Annotated in this window: 20 protein-coding genes; 12 read left to right on the forward strand and 8 right to left on the reverse strand. The window is 60.9% G+C overall.

The window, feature by feature from the left end:
- Positions 1-9: 9 nt before the first annotated feature.
- The 6 genes from CWE16_RS04955 (at position 10) to CWE16_RS04980 (ending at position 5,984) form a co-directional block, all read left to right on the forward strand.
- The gene (locus tag CWE16_RS04955; protein WP_131593462.1) at positions 10-1,317 is read left to right on the forward strand and encodes a glutamyl-tRNA reductase; all 1,308 of its coding nucleotides are present in this window, start codon (positions 10-12) and stop codon (positions 1,315-1,317) included.
- 95 nt (positions 1,318-1,412) lie between these two features.
- Positions 1,413-2,708, forward strand: coding sequence for a glucose-1-phosphate adenylyltransferase (locus CWE16_RS04960; protein WP_131593464.1), 1,296 nt, complete (start codon positions 1,413-1,415; stop codon positions 2,706-2,708).
- A gap of 100 nt (positions 2,709-2,808) precedes the next feature.
- On the forward strand, positions 2,809-4,227 hold the full coding sequence (gene gndA / locus CWE16_RS04965; protein ID WP_131593466.1) for an NADP-dependent phosphogluconate dehydrogenase: 1,419 nt from the start codon (positions 2,809-2,811) through the stop codon (positions 4,225-4,227).
- Between the two features lie 9 nt (positions 4,228-4,236).
- Positions 4,237-4,953: a 6-phosphogluconolactonase gene (gene pgl / locus CWE16_RS04970; RefSeq protein ID WP_131593467.1), complete on the forward strand. Its 717-nt coding sequence runs from the start codon at positions 4,237-4,239 to the stop codon at positions 4,951-4,953.
- A 60-nt stretch (positions 4,954-5,013) separates the two neighbouring features.
- Positions 5,014-5,589 (forward strand): CIA30 family protein, encoded by a 576-nt coding sequence (locus CWE16_RS04975; RefSeq protein ID WP_131593469.1) that lies wholly within the window; start codon positions 5,014-5,016, stop codon positions 5,587-5,589.
- On the forward strand, positions 5,589-5,984 hold the full coding sequence (locus CWE16_RS04980; protein WP_131593471.1) for a hypothetical protein: 396 nt from the start codon (positions 5,589-5,591) through the stop codon (positions 5,982-5,984). The genes CWE16_RS04975 and CWE16_RS04980 overlap by 1 nt, the downstream gene beginning before the upstream one ends.
- On the opposite strand, the gene ilvD is transcribed toward CWE16_RS04980, so the two are convergent.
- Genes ilvD through CWE16_RS04995 form a run of 3 tightly spaced genes read right to left on the reverse strand, consistent with a single transcriptional unit; the run spans position 5,969 to position 8,633 of the window.
- The gene (gene ilvD / locus CWE16_RS04985) at positions 5,969-7,645 is read right to left on the reverse strand and encodes a dihydroxy-acid dehydratase (RefSeq protein ID WP_131593473.1); all 1,677 of its coding nucleotides are present in this window, start codon (positions 7,643-7,645) and stop codon (positions 5,969-5,971) included. The genes CWE16_RS04980 and ilvD overlap by 16 nt on opposite strands.
- 53 nt (positions 7,646-7,698) lie before the next feature.
- Positions 7,699-7,989 (reverse strand): hypothetical protein, encoded by a 291-nt coding sequence (locus tag CWE16_RS04990; protein WP_131455387.1) that lies wholly within the window; start codon positions 7,987-7,989, stop codon positions 7,699-7,701.
- Positions 7,990-8,012: 23 nt separating this feature from the next.
- Positions 8,013-8,633: a uracil phosphoribosyltransferase gene (locus CWE16_RS04995; protein ID WP_131593475.1), complete on the reverse strand. Its 621-nt coding sequence runs from the start codon at positions 8,631-8,633 to the stop codon at positions 8,013-8,015.
- Positions 8,634-8,722: 89 nt separating this feature from the next.
- Between CWE16_RS04995 and CWE16_RS05000 the strand changes: the two genes are divergently transcribed.
- Complete coding sequence (locus CWE16_RS05000; RefSeq protein WP_131593477.1) at positions 8,723-9,253, forward strand: pentapeptide repeat-containing protein; 531 nt, start codon at positions 8,723-8,725, stop codon at positions 9,251-9,253.
- A complete protein-coding gene (gene cobW / locus CWE16_RS05005) occupies positions 9,250-10,344 on the forward strand; it encodes a cobalamin biosynthesis protein CobW (protein WP_236629624.1) in 1,095 nt (364 codons plus the stop codon). The genes CWE16_RS05000 and cobW overlap by 4 nt, the downstream gene beginning before the upstream one ends.
- A gap of 27 nt (positions 10,345-10,371) precedes the next feature.
- Here the strand turns inward: cobW and CWE16_RS05010 are convergent, their stop codons facing one another.
- The 3 genes from CWE16_RS05010 to CWE16_RS05020 form a co-directional block, all read right to left on the reverse strand.
- Complete coding sequence (locus tag CWE16_RS05010) at positions 10,372-11,028, reverse strand: L,D-transpeptidase (protein WP_131593481.1); 657 nt, start codon at positions 11,026-11,028, stop codon at positions 10,372-10,374.
- Positions 11,029-11,114: 86 nt separating this feature from the next.
- Positions 11,115-11,672: a methyltransferase family protein gene (locus CWE16_RS05015; protein WP_131593484.1), complete on the reverse strand. Its 558-nt coding sequence runs from the start codon at positions 11,670-11,672 to the stop codon at positions 11,115-11,117.
- 14 nt (positions 11,673-11,686) lie between these two features.
- Positions 11,687-12,070 carry a hypothetical protein gene (locus CWE16_RS05020; RefSeq protein WP_236629582.1) on the reverse strand — a complete coding sequence of 128 codons (384 nt, stop codon included), beginning with the start codon at positions 12,068-12,070 and terminating at the stop codon, positions 11,687-11,689.
- Between the two features lie 92 nt (positions 12,071-12,162).
- Here CWE16_RS05020 and purS point away from each other — a divergent pair, with 92 nt between their 5' ends.
- From purS to CWE16_RS05040, 4 genes are all read left to right on the forward strand, one after another.
- Positions 12,163-12,417: a phosphoribosylformylglycinamidine synthase subunit PurS gene (gene purS, locus CWE16_RS05025; RefSeq protein ID WP_131455382.1), complete on the forward strand. Its 255-nt coding sequence runs from the start codon at positions 12,163-12,165 to the stop codon at positions 12,415-12,417.
- Positions 12,414-13,067 carry a phosphoribosylformylglycinamidine synthase subunit PurQ gene (gene purQ / locus CWE16_RS05030; protein ID WP_131593486.1) on the forward strand — a complete coding sequence of 218 codons (654 nt, stop codon included), beginning with the start codon at positions 12,414-12,416 and terminating at the stop codon, positions 13,065-13,067. The genes purS and purQ overlap by 4 nt, the downstream gene beginning before the upstream one ends.
- A gap of 68 nt (positions 13,068-13,135) precedes the next feature.
- Entirely contained in the window at positions 13,136-14,068 is a 933-nt protein-coding gene (locus CWE16_RS05035; RefSeq protein WP_236629583.1) for a S66 peptidase family protein, read from the forward strand.
- Positions 14,069-14,134: 66 nt separating this feature from the next.
- A complete protein-coding gene (locus tag CWE16_RS05040) occupies positions 14,135-15,259 on the forward strand; it encodes a CARDB domain-containing protein (protein WP_131593490.1) in 1,125 nt (374 codons plus the stop codon).
- 90 nt (positions 15,260-15,349) lie between these two features.
- Here CWE16_RS05040 and fba read toward each other — a convergent pair whose 3' ends face one another.
- Together fba and CWE16_RS05050 are read right to left on the reverse strand one after the other, a co-directional pair.
- Positions 15,350-16,423, reverse strand: a complete 1,074-nt coding sequence (fba, locus tag CWE16_RS05045) for a class II fructose-bisphosphate aldolase (RefSeq protein WP_131455378.1) — start codon at positions 16,421-16,423, stop codon at positions 15,350-15,352.
- A 48-nt stretch (positions 16,424-16,471) separates the two neighbouring features.
- Positions 16,472-17,593, reverse strand: a complete 1,122-nt coding sequence (locus CWE16_RS05050; protein WP_131593492.1) for a Gfo/Idh/MocA family protein — start codon at positions 17,591-17,593, stop codon at positions 16,472-16,474.
- Positions 17,594-17,601: the final 8 nt, after the last annotated feature.

Genomic DNA, 17,601 nt, shown 5'->3' on the forward strand with positions numbered 1-17,601 from the left:
CCTAACTCCATGCATATTGCCGTCGTCGGCCTCAGTCATCGAACGGCACCTGTCGAAGTCCGGGAGAAGCTCAGCATCCCGGAACACACCATGGAGTCCTCGCTCCAGAGCCTTCGTGGCCACGAGCAGGTGCTAGAGGCATCCATCCTCAGCACCTGCAATCGGCTCGAGATCTACACACTGGTGCAGCATCCCGAGCAGGGGATTTCAGCGGTCAGGGAGTTTTTGAGTGGTCACTCTGGTCTTCCGACCGATGACCTCACCCCTCATCTCTTCACCTTCCATCACCAGGAAGCCGTCGCCCATCTGCTCAGGGTTTCTGCAGGCCTCGACAGTCTTGTGCTCGGAGAGGGGCAGATCCTCTCCCAGGTGAAGAAGATGATGCGCCTGGGCCAGGAGCACAAATCGATCGGCCCGATTCTCAATCGACTGCTGACTCAGGCCGTGAGCACCGGAAAGCGGGTGCGGAGCGAAACCAACCTCGGAACGGGTGCGGTGTCGATCAGTTCGGCCGCTGTCGAGCTGGCTCAGCTGAAGCTTGGACAGTCCCGCGGTCTCGATCAGCTTGTCAGCCTTGAGTCCGAGCAGGTGGCTGTGGTTGGCGCAGGCCGCATGAGCCGCCTGCTGCTCCAGCATCTGCAGGCCAAGGGCTGTTCCGGCGTTGTGCTGCTGAACCGCACCCGGGAACGAGCCCTCACCCTGGCGGCCGACTTTCCGTCCCTGCCGGTGCAATGTCGCTCCCTCGAGGATCTCGACCACTGCCTGAGCACCTGTTCACTGGTGTTCACCAGCACCGCGGCGGATGAACCGATCATCGACGCAGCTCGTCTTCAGGGCCTTAATCGCCGCAGTTCCCTGCGTTTGATCGATATTGGCGTGCCTCGCAATATCGCCTCCGATGTCACCGGTCTTCCCGGAGTGGAAGCCCATGATGTGGATGATCTCCAAGAGGTGGTCGCCCGCAACCAGGAGGCCCGTCAACAGGTGGCTCGCGAAGCCCAGGGTTTGCTTGATGAGGAGGGTCGCCTGTTCCTTGAATGGTGGGACAGTCTCGAGGCCGTTCCCACCATCAACCGTTTACGGGCTTCCCTTGAGGAGATCCGCACTGAAGAGCTGCAGAAAGCCCTCAGTCGCATGGGACCTGATTTTTCAGCGCGTGAGCGCAAGGTGGTGGAAGCCCTCACCAAGGGCATCATTAACAAGATCCTGCACACGCCGGTGACGGAGTTGCGTAGCCCTCAGACGCGGGCGGAACGACAGCAGGCCCTCCGGGTGGTGGAGCGCATTTTCGACCTCACGCCGCCAGTCCAGGGCTGAATCCCAGCAATCTCGACGGATCTTGCCCGCGAGGCGGTTCTAGAAGCGAAATGTCCGGTAGGTTTGCACGCGCAAAGCCGATCTGAGGGGGCGGCATGAAGCGCGTTCTGGCCATCATTCTGGGCGGGGGAGCTGGAACCCGTCTCTATCCGCTCACCAAGATGCGGGCCAAGCCGGCTGTCCCCCTGGCAGGTAAGTACCGCCTGATTGATATTCCAATTAGTAACTGCATCAACTCCAGCATCAACAAGATGTACGTGTTGACGCAGTTCAACAGCGCCTCACTGAACAGGCACCTCTCTCAGACCTACGACCTCAGCGCGGGGTTTGGCCAGGGATTCGTTGAAGTGCTCGCCGCCCAGCAGACTCCTGAAAGCCCCTCCTGGTTCGAAGGCACCGCTGATGCCGTTCGCAAATATCAGTGGCTATTTCAGGAATGGGATGTTGATGAATACCTGATCCTCTCCGGTGATCAGCTCTACCGGATGGACTACAGCCAGTTCGTCGAGCACCATCGTCAATCTGGTGCCGACCTCACCGTTGCAGCGCTTCCGGTGGATGCAAAACAGGCGGAGGCCTTTGGCCTCATGCGCACCGATGCCCACGGCACGATCCAGGAGTTCCGTGAGAAGCCCAAGGGTGATGCACTGAAAGAGATGGCTGTGGATACCTCCCGCTTCGGTCTGTCAGCCGAGTCGGCAGAGCAGAAGCCCTATCTGGCTTCTATGGGCATCTATGTGTTCAGCAGAAAGGCCCTGTTTGATCTGCTCAACAATAATCCGGAGCACAAGGATTTCGGTAAGGAAGTCATTCCAGAGGCACTGGCCAGTGGCATGACCCTGAAGAGCTACGTTTTTGATGACTATTGGGAAGATATTGGAACCATCGGTGCCTTCTACGAAGCCAACCTGGCTCTGACTCAGCAGCCCACTCCCCCCTTCAGCTTCTACGACGAAGACTTTCCGATTTACACCCGTCCCCGCTATCTGCCACCAAGCAAGCTGGTTGACGCCCAGATCACCGAATCGATCATTGGCGAGGGCACAATTCTCAAATCCTGCAGCATCCACCACTGTGTTTTAGGCGTGCGCAGCCGCGTTGAGGATGATGTGGTGCTCCAGGATTCTCTGTTGATGGGATCCGACTTCTTTGAATCCTCTTCCGAGCGGGCCGTCTTGCGGGAGCGTGGAGGCATTCCTCTCGGTGTGGGTCAGGGGACCACGGTGAAGCGCGCCATCCTTGATAAAAATGCTCGGATTGGTAGCAATGTCACCATCGTCAATAAAGACCATGTGGATGAAGCCGATCGCCCCGAGCTGGGCTTCTACATCCGTAACGGAATTGTTGTGGTTGTCAAAAATGCCTCCATCCCCGATGGGACGGTGATTTAACCCCTGGTTGGGTGACGCCTCCCTAACAGACGTCGCCCAGGTTGCAGCCGAACCTTCATCCCGTGGTCACACTGACGCCATTGAATGACCACACGGATCCATGTCCAAGGCGCACTTCGGTCTGATCGGTCTCGGTGTGATGGGCGAGAACCTCGTCCTCAATGCCGAGCGCAACGGCTTTTCCAGCGTCGTCTACAACCGTACCTACGCCAAGACTGAGGAATTTCTGGCTGGTCGAGGTGCCGGGAAGAACATCCAGGGTGCGACGGACCTTCAGGACTTCGTGAACAAGCTGGAGCGTCCACGCCGGATCCTGATGATGGTGAAGGCCGGTGGTCCTGTTGATGCCGTCATCCAACAGATCTCCCCCTATCTAGAGGAAGGAGATCTTCTGATTGACGGTGGTAATTCTGAGTACCACGACACCGAGCGTCGGGTGGCTGAGCTGGAGAGCAAAAGCTTTGGTTTTATCGGCATGGGCGTGTCCGGTGGAGCGAAGGGTGCCCTGGAAGGTCCGAGCATGATGCCCGGTGGCACCAAGGCGTCCTATGACGCGATTGAAAGCCTGGTGTGCAAGATGGCCGCCCAGGTGGAGGACGGTCCCTGCGTCACCTATATCGGTCCTGGTGGTTCCGGCCATTTCGTCAAGACCGTCCACAACGGTATTGAGTACGGAATTGAGCAGATCCTGGCTGAGGGGTACGACCTCATGAAGCGGGTCGGCGGCATGAGCGGCAGCCAGATGGCGGATGTGTTCGCTTACTGGAACAGCACGGAGGAACTCTCCTCCTATCTCGTGGAGATCACCGAGGTGTGCCTACGGACCAAGGATCCCGACGACGGCAGTGACCTGGTCGAAAAAATTCAAGACAAGGCCGGCCAGAAGGGAACGGGTCTCTGGACCGTGGTCAGCGCCCTTCAGATGGGCGCTTCGGTGCCAACGATTTATGCCTCACTGAACGGTCGGGTGATGAGCTCGATGAAGGATCAGCGCATCAAGGCGGAGCCAATTCTCAAGGGACCTGCAATCAAGCCCTTCGCGATGGGGACTCCGGCTGATGGCATGGCGCCATTGATGGACGCCATGGTGCTGGCGAGTATGGCGAGTTATGCCCAGGGCATGGAGTTGTTGCGCATCGCTTCTGCAGAGCACAACTACAACTTGCACATGCCTTCGATCGCGCAGATCTGGAAGGGTGGGTGCATCATTCGCGCCCGATTGCTCAAGCGGATCCAGGATGCCTTCAATGCCGATCCCCAGCTTCCCAACCTGCTGATCGACCCCTGGTTCGCTGAGCAGGTGAACCGTCGCCTGCCCGGTCTGGCTCAGGTGGTGGCAGGTGCCGCCGAGGCCGGCATTCCTGTGCCATGCCTCAGCAGCACCCTCGATTACATCAACAGCTATCGCACTTCCCGCCTGCCCCAGAACCTCGTGCAGGCCATGCGCGACTGCTTTGGTTCTCATACCTACGAGCGTGTGGACAAGCCCGGAACCTTCCACACCGAGTGGCTCAGCTGAGGTGCGCTCATGAACGCCTATCGCATCGAACGGGCCAAGGATCCCCAGGATCTGGCCCGTCGCGCGGCTGAGCACATCGCCACCGCCATTGATCTGGCCCTTGATCAGCGGGATCGGGCTCAGATTGCCCTCTCCGGGGGGTCGACTCCGGCCGCCGCCTATGAGCTCCTCGGCCGAGAACATCTCCCTTGGGATCGGGTGGATGTGTTCCTTGGTGACGAGCGCTGGGTGGCTGCAGGTGATGCCTCAAGCAATGCCCGCATGCTGCGCAGCACCCTGCTCAAGGAGGGGCAGCCGGGATCGCGCGCCTGTTTTCATCCTGTACCCACGGTTGCATTGCCATCTCCGGAGGCCAGTGCCGATGCCTTCGCTCAGCTCGTTTCAGGCATCTGTACTGGTGAGCCGCCCGTGTTTGACCTGATGTTGCTTGGCCTTGGTGATGACGGTCATACCGCCTCTTTATTTCCCGGTACCGAGGCTCCTTCCGTTCGCGATCGCTGGACCACGATTGGCCGGGGAAAGGGTTTGGACCGCATCACCCTCACGGCACCGGTGCTGAGTGCTGCCAGGCAGGTGCTGTTTCTGGTGAGTGGTGAAGGCAAGCGGCAAGCCCTATCTCGCCTTCTCGACCCCAGTGAATCTGCTGAGCGCACCCCCGCCAAGTTGGTGCAACCTGGTTCGGAGATCATCGTGGTCGCGGATCAGGGTGCCTGTGGGGATCACTGATCCCCTTGCGCAGCTCCGGCTCTGAATCATTCAGGATTGAGGATTCCATCCAGCCTCACTGTGACCCTCACCCCACCCGAGCCTGCCGCTGAGGTGCGCGTCATCGCTGCTGGATCGAGCTTCTCGGAATGGGCCAGTTTGAATGACACGATCATGGGCGGCTCCAGTCGTGCCGGCTGTCGTCTCACTTCAGAGGGGCTTGTTCTCGAAGGAGAGGTGGTGAGTGAAGGCGGAGGTTTTGTCAGTTGTCGGTCTCCTGTCTACCGTCCGCCGCTTGATCTCAGTCGCTATCGCGGATTGCGCCTGCGTGTGGATGGCGGCGGGCGAACCCTGAAGCTCGCTGTTGCCTGTGCCGATGGAGTGATGGGGTTGACGGAACTGATTCCCGGAGGTTTGCGATGGGTGGCTCCGTTGCCAACCCTTGCCGAGGGCACCACCACGCTTGAAATCCCTTTCAGCATCCTCAAGCCGGTGGTTCGAGCGCAGCCCGTGACCTTGCCTGTGCAGTTTCAGGCTTCTGCTTTGACCCGTCTTCAGCTTCTCCACTCGCGGTTCGCTGACGACGGGAGTGAGAACTCTGGGTACCGGGCTGGTTCGATTCAACTGCTCGTTCGCTCGATCGAGGCCTACCGCTGATGGATTTGCTGGCTTTGATTGCAGCTGCCGCAGATGTCTGCCGTAAACCCCTGCGCCACGGTGTTGTGCCAGTGACTGCTGATGACGCCGAGCCGCAGACCATCCACCTCGATGACCTGCGGCTTCGCCTCGAAGCGAGGGATCCTGATGGGGCCCGTCAGCAGCTCCACGATCTTGAGCTGGAGATCTATCGCAGTGGTGCCGATCTCAATCTGATGCTGGGTTGGTGGGATCAACCCGATCGACCGCTGCTCTGGCAGGGACAGCATCCACTGTGGATGGACGGGAGCAGTGGTCAGCGCTGTACTGCTCCCTCCGACGGTGCCCCGATCGAAGCCCTAGCGAGGCGCTTGCGTGCTCTGCTGGTGGGATCTCTGGCTCAGGAGGGCGGCTGATCAGTGACGGCTCCCAAACTGCTGGAGCTGACCAGTCGCGCGTATTTGCCCAGAATCCCTGTCCGATATTTCGGAGCAGGTGGCACCCAGGCGTTACGTCGACGTGCCAATTCCGTGTCGTCTACGTTGAGTTGGATGAGCAGCTTGGTGGCATCCACCGTGATGCTGTCTCCTTCTTCGATCAGCCCGATCGTGCCGCCCACAGCGGCTTCCGGGGCCACATGGCCAATCACAAGCCCATAGGACCCACCCGAAAAGCGTCCATCGGTGATCAGGGCCACTTTGTCGAGGAGACCCTGGCCCACGATTGCCGAGGTGGGGCTGAGCATTTCGCGCATGCCAGGTCCTCCCACGGGGCCCTCGTTGCGCACCACCACCACGTCCCCGGCTTGAATCCGCTTGTCGAGAATTGCTTCTAAGCAGGTCTCCTCGCTTTCGAAAACTCGTGCTGGTCCGGTGATCACAGGGTTCTTCACGCCGCTGATCTTGGCGACCGCACCCTCTTCGGCGAGGTTGCCCTTGAGGATTGCCAGATGCCCTTGGGCGTAGAGGGGGTTGGAGAGCGGGCGTATCACCTCTTGATCTGCTGGAGGTACAGAGGGCACACCGGCGAGCAGCTCCTTCAGCGTCGTTCCCTCGATGGTCCGACAGTCGCCGTGCAGCAATCCTGCATCGAGCAGCAGTTTCATCACCTGGGGGATGCCGCCGGCCTGGTGTAGGTCCACGGTGACAAAGCGGCCACTGGGCTTGAGGTCGCAGATCACTGGAACGCGTTCACGGATGCGCTCGAAGTCATCAATGCTGAGTTCCACCCCGGCGGTCCGGGCTATCGCCAGCAGGTGGAGAACCGAGTTGGTGGAGCCGCCCACCGCCATGACCACGCTGATGGCGTTCTCGAAAGCCTCCCGGGTCATCAGATCGAGGGGGCGGATGTTCGCCTTGATCGCCTCCACAAGCACTTCGGCGGAGCGAGCAGCGCTCTCGGCCTTTTCCTCGTCTTCAGCCGCCATCGTTGAGCTGAAAGGAAGGCTCAACCCCATGGTTTCGATCGCCGCGCTCATGGTGTTGGCGGTGAACATCCCTCCGCAACTGCCTGCTCCGGGGCAGGCGTTCTTTTCAATCGCGGTCAGTTGTTCTTCGTCGATCTTGCCGCTGGTGATCTGGCCCACCGCCTCAAACGCACTGACAACGGTCAGGTCGCAGCCCCCCAGCTTGCCGGGTTTGATCGTTCCCCCATACACAAAAATCGAGGGGATGTTCATTCGGGCCATGGCCAGCATTGCGCCAGGCATGTTCTTGTCGCAGCCTCCGACGGCGAGCACGCCGTCCATGCTCTGGCCATTGCAGGCGGTCTCGATCGCATCAGCGATCACCTCACGGCTCACAAGGGAATATTTCATTCCCTCGGTGCCCATCGAAATGCCATCACTCACCGTGATCGTGCCGAAGGTCTGCGGCATCCCTCCAGCGAGACGGGCGGCCTCTTCGGCCCTGCGGGCCAGGTCATTCAGACCGACATTGCATGGGGTGATCGTGCTGTAGCCGTTGGCGATCCCAATGATCGGTTTGCCGAAATCAGAATCCCCGAAGCCAACGGCCCTGAGCATGGCCCGATTGGGTGAACGCTGAATCCCCTGCGTGATGGCGTCGGAGCGGAGCATCGATGGCAGCCGGAGGGCGGTGATGGTTCTTGGCCAACCTACCGAGTGCCCGGTCAGCCCCTGGCCCCGAGATCTTCAAGCTGGCGTCGCACATCTGCAATCGCGGTGTTGAGCTGTTCCACCTTCCTTTCGAGTTGATGATCGGCGCTCTGCAGGCTGTCCTGGTCGCTGTCTTCACTTCCGTCTTGAAGACGGGGTGCGTAGAGCATCGAGCGTTGCCGCTGGAGCCGCTGGCGACGATCCGCTTCCGATAGGAGCCACCAGGCGAGTCCGGCTGCCCCGAGGACTGCTCCGCTGATCAGTGTGGCCAGGCTGCCGCTGGCGGTCTCCCGCTGATGGGCCATGACTGTTTCTCAGTGTCCAAAGACTAGGTGCTGCCAGTCGTTCTGATCTGAAGCCGTTGCACTGGTTCTCCAATGCCTGGGTTCACGCGCCCGTCCGGCTCCAGTCCCTCATCGATGCAGGCGGTGTGAATGGTGAGGTCGGGCATGCGCTCACCGATGCTCTTCAGCCCTGGGCTGGCGGCCACGGCTGTGACCACACGCAGCCTGCGTCCATCGGTGACGCCTCGTTCGGCCAGCTGTTCGAGCAGATCGAGCAGGATCCTTCCACTGCTGATTTGGTCGATGAACAACACCACACCAGCCTGGCTTTCGATCTGATCTGGAACACCGGAAAGGCACAGCTCTGCATTAGGCAGCACCTGTCTGGCCCCCTGCCAGAGCGAGAGCCCACCAGGAAGCACAGGGACGGCCAACAGCGGAACCGCGGCTTCGATCACCTGACCTTCTGTTGTTGCTACTGGGGTCATCACGGTTTCACGCCGATGGGGGAGCCAGTCGCGGACCGCTTCATAGGTGAGCCATCGCCCCAGCTCCTCCATTCCGGTTCCATAAAGGGCCGCCGGTGTGCCCGCATGACGGAGCACCGTCAACCAGTGGGCAATCAATGGATGGGGGGGGACCACCACCCGCAATGTCTTGGCCATGACGCGTGGTTTAGCGGACGACTGCCATAACGTGACCACTCAAACTACGGCAGGTCCTTCGCGACCACGTCGGTGATTCCTTCTCTGCGATGTCTGCTCCAGCTCGCCCCTGTTGCCTGGGCCTGAAGCGCTTTGCGCTGTCATTCGTTGTTTTGCTGTTCGGAGTGCTCTTGCTCGTACCGGTTCGTCCTGTTCAGGCGATCACGGCTCCGGAGCTCCGCGGTCAGCGGGCCGTCCAGGAGATCGTGCCTGACATGCATGGCCTGGATCTCAAGGAGAAGGAATTCCTCAAGGCTGATCTGCAGGGAGTCAATCTTTCTGGCAGTGATCTCAGGGGCGCTGTGATCAACACCTCCCTGCTTCAGGGGGCTGATCTTCAGGGGGCTGATTTGTCCGATGTGGTTGCTTTTGCGAGCCGTTTCGATGCCGCTGATCTCTCCAATGCGGTCTTGACGAACGCCATGCTCATGCAGAGCCGCTTCACTGATGCTCGGATTGAAGGTGCCGATTTCACAGATGCTGTGATTGACCTTCCCCAGCTCAAGGCCCTCTGCTCTAGGGCGAGCGGTGTGAATGAACGCACGGGTGTCAGCACCCGTGACAGCTTGGGTTGCCGCTGATGGCGCGCTTACCGGTCACAGTGATCACAGGCTTTCTCGGTGCGGGAAAGACCACTCTTTTGCGTCATCTGCTCTCCCACAGTGGTCAGCGGCTCGCGGTGATGGTGAACGAGTTCGGCACCGTCGGCCTCGATGGTGATCTCATTCGCAGCTGCGGTTTCTGTCCGGAGGATGAGCTGGCAGGTCGTTTGGTCGAGCTCAATAACGGTTGTCTCTGCTGCACGGTGCAGGACGATTTCCTGCCGACGATGGAGCTCTTACTGGCCCGATCCGAGAGCCTGGATGGGATCGTCGTGGAAACCAGTGGTCTTGCCTTGCCAAGACCTCTGCTACAGGCGCTGGCTTGGCCAGAAGTCCGTTCCCGCGTGGTCGTGAACGGTGTGGTCACGGTGGTCGACGGCGAGGCTCTTGCGGCTGGTAGTCCCGTTGGGGATCCGGAGGCTCTGGAACGTCAGCGCGAGGAGGATCCCAGCCTCGACCACTTGAGTTCGATCGAGGAGTTGTTCAATGATCAGCTCCAGGCGGCTGATCAGGTGCTGATCAGTCGAGCCGATCGCCTTGAGGCCTCCCGACTTGACGAGCTCCAAGCCGAACTCGGCCAGCGGGTACGTCCGGGTACGGCTTTGATGGCGATGCAGCGCGGCGAGGTTGACCCGGCCCTCGTGCTCGGAGCACGTCTGGAAGGCTCGGATGACCTTGGGCACGATTCCCACAGTCAGACCCACGGTCATGACCACGACCACGACCACGATCACGACCACGATCACGACCATGACCATCACGATCACAGCCACGTGGAGGTGGTCAGTGGCACGGTCCGATTCGAGGGTCAGGTCTCGAGGGACGATCTAGAACAGCGGTTACCGTCCTTTGTTCGCAAGCATCGGGTTGTTCGCCTCAAGGGAAGGATCTGGTTGCCGGGTAAGAATCTCCCCCTGCAGATCCAGATGGTCGGCCCAAGGATCGACAGCTGGTTTGAAGCTGCCCCCTCACAGGCTTGGAGACCGCCCTCCGGTGCCGGGGTGGATCTGGTGTTGATCGGTTTCGAGCCCGAGGCAGCTGAGCTGCTCAGTGCTGAGCTTCAGGTGTGATGGCCACGGGGCACCGGGCGCTTTCGATCAGTCTCGAACCACCAGCTGTCGGGTACCCGTGCGTCGAATCAGCTCGGAGAGTTCAAGGATGTCCTTGCGATGGATCAGGCCAATGCATCCGAGGGTTCCGCTCTGGGAATTTCGGCCAGCGCTCGGATCCTGATGGATTCCCAGCACCCTTCGCCCGGTGCTGAAGCTGGGTTCGATGCTGATCCAGATGGGTCCGAGTTCCGGATAGGCCCCGGCGGCTAGTGGTTCCACGGCTCCGAGGGTGTAATGGCCACGCGGTAGCGGAGCACGACTGCCCATTTGATCGCGATTCGCCTGTTGGCGATTGGCACGCCCGCTGACGGCTGGATAGTGGTGTGGAGGTTGTCCTGGGATTTCCAGACGCAGGTCCCAGATTGGGTCACCGGTGGACCGAAGCGAGCGGTCGGTGCGCTCTAAAACCAGCACGGACTCTTTTCGCTCCTGGAGGAAGGCCAGCCATTGGTCTGGGCTGCTGGGAGCAGTCGTTGACTTCGTTGCCCAGTCCGCTCGGCTTGGATCTGCTCTGTTCAGGCGTCCCATGCCCAGGACCTGGTTGTCCTGAAGGCTGTCCATTTCGGCAGCGCTGACCTGCGGTGCGACGAGCGCGCAGCCCATGAGCAGGATCAGCGGAGCTTGGATCCGTTGCAGCAGCATCGCCGAGGCAGCAGGGGATGCCGAAACTACGGATTGTTTTTATCACTCCAGAGAGGAAAAGCCAGTTCCTTGTCCGACCCTGGGTCTTAGGGGTCTCGCCAGTCGAGTCCTGGCAGTCCGTTGAGAATCGCTGCCGTATGGCTGCGATAGGTCCCGTAGTCAGGATGCAGGGCGATCAGACTCCGCTCCTCCCGTCGTGCCTTCCCCGCCAGAACAGCCGCCAGCAGCACAAGCAGGAGCAGGTGTAGGGGACTCCATCGCAAGATCACCACTCCCGCGGCACTCAGGAGGAGTGCTTGATAGAGAGGATGGCGACAGCGCTGGTAGGCCCCTGTTGTGATCAGAGTTGCCCCTTGCTTCGGTTCCGGTAGTGGCGAAAGGCTGGCTCCGAGGCTCAGCAACGACTGAAGCGCCATCACCAGTCCGCTCATCAGCATTCCGCCTCCCAGTGCGGCCCGCGACCAGGCCCCCGTGCTGCTCTCCCATGCAGCCTGGTGGGGCCAGCTTGGAAGCAGCAGTAGCCCCAGGATCAGCAGGAGCTGTGCCATGAGCCACCATTCCCCCTGGCTGTTCTTCAACAGGCTGTCCCAGCTGAGGTTCCAGCCCTTCCAAGCCCCTTGCAAGTTTCGCTCGTTTTGGGCCATGGCTGGCTCTCCGATCAATCCAGGGGCAGATTCCCACGGGCACAGATCCCATCCCAGCAAAGGGTTCGTTCTGCCACCCAACGGGCTTCGACGGGCTGCCAGCCTGTCTTGCTGGAATCCCTCAGGCGCATCCGACCGCTGCCGTCATGTCGAAAATGCAGTTGGCGATCGGGAAGGTCAAGCCACCACTCTTCGCCGATCCGGACCACCCGCATCTGACAGGTCTGCCAGCCTCCGCCGTTGCGGTTGCATTCCAAGTCGATCCGCATCGGTGCAGGTTTGGCGGCCCTGGCCCCCATGGGAATGCCAGCGACCGTGACCACGGCCATCAGCCCCGCGACCAGGAATCCCTTTAGGCCCAATGCAACGGCCCGTTTGGCTGAGAGCAGCTGTGGCACACCATGGCATCGACCCTTTCTTCAACGTGCCCAGAGCCTTCCGGGATGGGTGCCTCGGCCTGTCAAGATTTAACAATCCCCGCCCGGAGCTCGTGCCGCGTTATCAAGCCCGCGTTTTGGTGAATCTGCGACCTTCGGTCCTCGATCCGGCCGGAGAGGCCACGCGAGCCGCCGCGGCTCGTCTCGGGGTCGACGGCGTGACCCGTCTCAGGATTGGGAAAGCGGTGGAGCTTGAGCTTGAGGCTCCTGATGAAGCGGAAGCGCGTCGACGTCTGGAGCTCCTCAGTGATCGCCTCCTGGCCAATCCTGTGATCGAGAACTGGAGCCTGGAGCTGCAGGAGTCATGAGCATTGGTGTGGTGATTTTTCCCGGCTCCAATTGCGACCGGGACGTGCGCTGGGCGACGGAGGGATGCTTAGGCCTGCCCACCCGTTTGCTCTGGCATGAGGAACGGGACCTGAGCGGACTGGACGCTGTGGTGCTTCCAGGGGGATTCAGCTACGGCGACTACCTTCGATGCGGGGCGATTGCTCGCTTTGCTCCGGTGCTGCAGTCCCTGGTGGACTTCGCCGCCGCCGGCGGTCGTGTGTTGGGCATTTGCAATGGCTTTCAGGTTCTCACCGAACTCGGTTTGTTGCCTGGTGCGTTGACCCGTAATCGGAACTTGCACTTCATCTGCGAGGACGCCGCCCTTCAGGTGGCCAGTTCCCGCACTCCTTGGTTGTCTGATCAGGTGGCTGGTGGTCAGATCACGCTCCCGATCGCCCATGGAGAGGGGCGCTATCAATGCAGCGACGAGACCTTGAAGCAGCTCCAGGATGACGATGCGATCGCTCTGCGCTACGTCGCCAATCCCAACGGGTCTGTGGACAATATTGCTGGTATCACCAATGCCAAGGGCAATGTTTTGGGTCTGATGCCCCATCCCGAACGGGCCTGCGATCCCGTCACTGGCGGTGTTGACGGGCGCGCGTTGCTGAAGGCCTTGATCGGGTGATGGGCTTCGCCTGAATCGTGATGGGGATTGGGCGTCGCCATGTTCTAACCAGCGGTTTCCTCAGTTTGATGGGGGCTCTGCTGCCTGGCTTCTCCCAGGCCGCGTCCCCAAGGGCTCAAGGCTCAGCCCTGTCTCTGCCACCCCCTTTGCGGCGCGGCTCACGGTTGCGGGCGGTGAACCCAGGCACCTGGATATCCCCGGATACGGATTTCACGCAGCTTCGCCAACGTTGTGCTGCGGAGGGCTGGATCTTGGAGCTTCCCGACACGATCTGGCGACAGTGGCAGTGGTTTTCCGGGACTGATGGTCAGCGCGTCGCTGAATTGGAAGAGGCCTGGGCAGACCCGACCCTCGATGGGCTGATTGTGGTGGGGGGGGGCTGGGGGGCTGCCCGGGTGCTTGAAGCTGGTTTCCGTTTTCCCCGTCGGTCCCTCTGGACCCTTGGTTTTTCCGATACCAGCTCTCTGTTGCTCGCGCAGTGGGCGTCGGGATCGTTCGGGGCGATCCATGGCTCCACTGGTGGTCCTGATGACCAGTGGCAGCGCACTGTTTCACTGCTCAGTGGTCGTCCGGTGGCTCCTCTGTCTGGGCGGGCCGTTCGTGCCGGTTTGGCGCAGGGTCCGCTTGTGGTGACCAATCTCACAGTGGCGACCCACCTGATTGGTACTCCCTGGCTTCCTTCCCTGAAGGGGGCCATCTTGGTGCTGGAAGACGTCGGCGAAGCGCCCTACCGAGTGGACCGAATGCTGACCCAGTGGCGCAGCGCAGGCCTACTGCAGCACTTGGCAGGGGTGGCCTGCGGTCGCTTCAGCTGGGCTGAAGACGACATCCTTCCCGGTGATTTCACGATGGAAGAGATCCTTGAGGAACGCCTGGGCGATCTGGGCATTCCCTTGGTGCTGAATCTGCCGCTGGGCCATGGTCGCCCCAACCAAGCCTTGCCTCTGGGAGCTCAGGCACAGCTGGATGGCCAGCGCGGCCGTCTCAGCCTGATTCCCTGATCTGCGAAGGCAACGCTGGTGCTTCGCGGGCTTTGCCGCTAGCGATGGTGACAGCAGCTCTAAGTCGTGGCCGACCTCACCATCGCGAACACGGTGTCTGATCTGATCCAGGGCGATGTTCGGGAGCATCTGCCCCTGGAACGGATTCCCCTTCAGGGCGACGTGCTGGGGCTGGGGACCACCTCCAGCCTGGAGAACGGAGAACTCACCTTTCTTCGCAACGCCTCCGGGAACTCGGACATCTGGCGCTGCATCGCCCACAACGGGAGCATCATCCGGCTGCAACCGGGCGACGGCAGCGGACATTTCCCTTACGTCTGCTTCACGGGAGATGTGACGGCCCTGCGTCGCCCTGTGGAGCTGGGCCCGCTTCAACAGATGAAGCATCGGCCGATCCAAGAGGTGATCAGCACAGCGATCAAACAGGAACGCCAGCGCGGGGCCCTGGAAGAGGCACCCATTTACGGCATCCGACTGCTGGCCCACTGGGACGAGCTGGTGATCACCGTCGCTTCGAAACTCTGCATGGGGCAACAACGCCGCAACCAAGGGTTCTCGAGTGAATCAGACGACGGCAGCCAAGCTGAAATGAGCATCTACGACAGGCTCCAGCACTACCGTCTGGCGCCGCTCCCACCTGAGCAACCCGACGGTCCCATCCGTTATCTCGGCAAGTCGATGCAATGGGATTGCTGTGGGTTCTTCGATCGTGAGCCGGAACGGGGGCTCGTCACCGTGCCCAAAGCCAGCGATCATCTGCATCTGCACGGCTGCAGCACCGATCTGGCCTATGGGGGGCATGTTCTACACGATCACCCCAACACCCGCCTCGGGAGCATCGAACAGCTGGTGCTCTACCCGCTGCAGACGATTGAATCGCTCTGCAGTGATCTCGCCATCAACCAACTCAGCTATGCAGAGGGCCAGATCCACTTCAGCGTCACCAATGCGGGTGCCCTTGATGTGAGCGATGTGGGGGTGGCTGTGGTCGTCAACGACCGCTTCAGTGATCACCGCTATCTCCAGATTCCCTGGATGGATGCCGGAGCCAGCGAGAGCTACAGCCTGCCCTGGCCGCTCCCCCCCGGGCAGCACTCGATCGCGGTGGTCGCCGACCCCCATGAGCTGGTCATCGAACCCCAGAGCCGACGCCAGAACAATCGGATGGATCTGACGGTCACGATTCCCTAAGCGAGCCGGGTTCAACAAGGAACGTCAACCACGCCACAAAAAAAGGGGGGCCTTTCGCCCCCCCCTTCATTGATCTTTCGATCGTGATGATCAGGCTGCAACTGCAGTCTTGGGGTCCAGTTCGCCCTTGGCGTACAGACCGGCGTAGTAGTTGATGTCGCGCTGCTTGATCTTGCTGGCGTTACCGGCAGCCCAGAACTGCTGATAGCGGTCAAGGCAGACCTGCTTCATGTATTTGCGAGCCGGCTTGTTGAAGTGACGGGGGTCGAAGTTGGCGGGATCCGCGGCAGCGGCTTCGCGAACAGCGGCGGTGAAGGCCAGTCGGTTATCGGTGTCGATGTTGACCTTGCGCACACCATTGCGGATCCCTTCCTGGATCTCCTCAACAGGCACGCCGTAGGTCTCAGGGATCTGACCGCCGTACTTGTTGATCATCTCCAGCCATTCCTGGGGAACGGAGGAGGAGCCATGCATCACCAGGTGGGTGTTGGGGATGGCCTTGTGGATTTCAGCAATGCGGCTGATGGCCAGCACTTCACCGGTGGGCTTGCGGGTGAACTTGTAGGCGCCGTGGCTGGTGCCGATGGCAATCGCCAGGGCATCAACCTTCGTCTTGGCCACGAAGTCAGCGGCTTCTGCGGGATCGGTGAGGAGCTGATCCTTGGAGAGTTCACCCTCGAAACCATGGCCGTCCTCGGCTTCACCCTTGCCGGTTTCCAGGGAACCGAGGCAACCCAGCTCACCTTCAACGCTCACGCCGATGGCGTGGGCCACGTCCACCACTTCCTTGGTCACAGCCACGTTGTAGTCGTAGCTAGCGGGAGTCTTGGCATCCGCCTCCAGGGAACCATCCATCATCACGGAGGTGAAGCCGTTGGCGGCAGCTCCGTAGCAGGTGGCAGGGCTGTTGCCGTGGTCCTGGTGCATCACCACCGGAATGTCCGGATAGGTTTCAACGGCGGCCAGGATTAGGTGGCGCAGGAAGTTCTCACCGGCATAGGTGCGAGCGCCGCGGGAGGCCTGCAGGATCACCGGGGAATCGGTCTCGTGGGCCGCTTCCATGATCGACTGGACCTGCTCCAAATTGTTCACGTTGAAGGCAGGGATGCCGTAGCCGTTTTCGGCGGCGTGATCAAGAAGAAGCCGAAGCGGAACGAGCGCCATGGTGAAGTCCTCGGTGGTGAAACGTCGTAGTGACGAATGGGGGGGAATCTACCGGATCTGCCCCTCAGGATTCCGTGTTGGCAAGCTCCATCCTTCATGGGATTCCTGGCAGCGGTCGCAGGCCAGTTGACTCAGGAGGCCTTCGGTCAGTCCAGGCACCATCGGCTGTCCGCTGAGAATGCTTTGGGCCCACCATTGCTGCAATCGCGCCACAGGAGCGATGCGTCCATCGCTCCAGGTGGTCGGAAAGAGCAGGTCGGCATCGGCCTGGAGACTCCGGGGTTCCTCATGGCCCTGCGCAATCCAGAGACCGAAACCATGCACATAGTCCTTCTGGTTATCGCTCCCCAGCTTCAAGCTTCCTTGTGAGCCATGGATCTCCAGCCAACAACCACGGCCATTCCGTGCCACGGAGGCCAAGCTCACCTGGGCTGGAACAAGGCCTGAGCCATCGTGCCGCTGCAGCTGGGCCTGGATGAGGGCCACATCCTCTGCATCGACAGGGGTCATCTGGCCATCGGAGTTGGGGCGTTCGCGAATGGCGGTGTGATGGAGAGCATGCAGGTTTTCGATCGGCCCGACCATCCAGGCCAGCATGTCGAAGGCATGGGTGCCGAGGGCTCCGATCACCCCACCCCCCTGGCGGCGGCTGGAATACCAATTCCACGGCCGCTCTGGATTCGCCCTGCTGCTCATCAGCCAGTCGAGCTTCACCAGCCAGGGGGTTCCGATCGCGCCCTGGGCCAGCAGACGAGCTGCCTGCATGAACAAAGGGACGGCTCTGTATTCGAAATCGACGGCCACACTGAGGCGTTGGGCCATAGCGAGTCGCTGCAGATCTGCCACCTGCTCAGCGCACAGCCCAACCGGTTTTTCCAGCAACAGATGTTTGCCCGCCTCGAGGGCGCGTCGGGCAAGATCAACCCTCGGTTCCGGCGGGGTGGCAATCACGATCGCCTCAACGGCGGGATCGGCCAGCAGGCCATCCCAGTCTTGATAACCCTTCAGTCCAGTGGTTGCCGTCGCTTGGTTGAGCCGATCCGCTCGAGGATGCCAGAGGGCGACGGGCTTGAGTTCCTGAAAAGCCTCAAGGGCTTTCAGGTGGACGATTTCACCGAAACCAAGACCGGCGATGGCGACACCGATGGGACGGTTGGATCTGCTTTGCATGGGGACTG

It is taken from the genome of Synechococcus sp. BS55D (genome assembly GCF_004332415.1).
Lineage (GTDB): Bacteria > Cyanobacteriota > Cyanobacteriia > PCC-6307 > Cyanobiaceae > Synechococcus_C.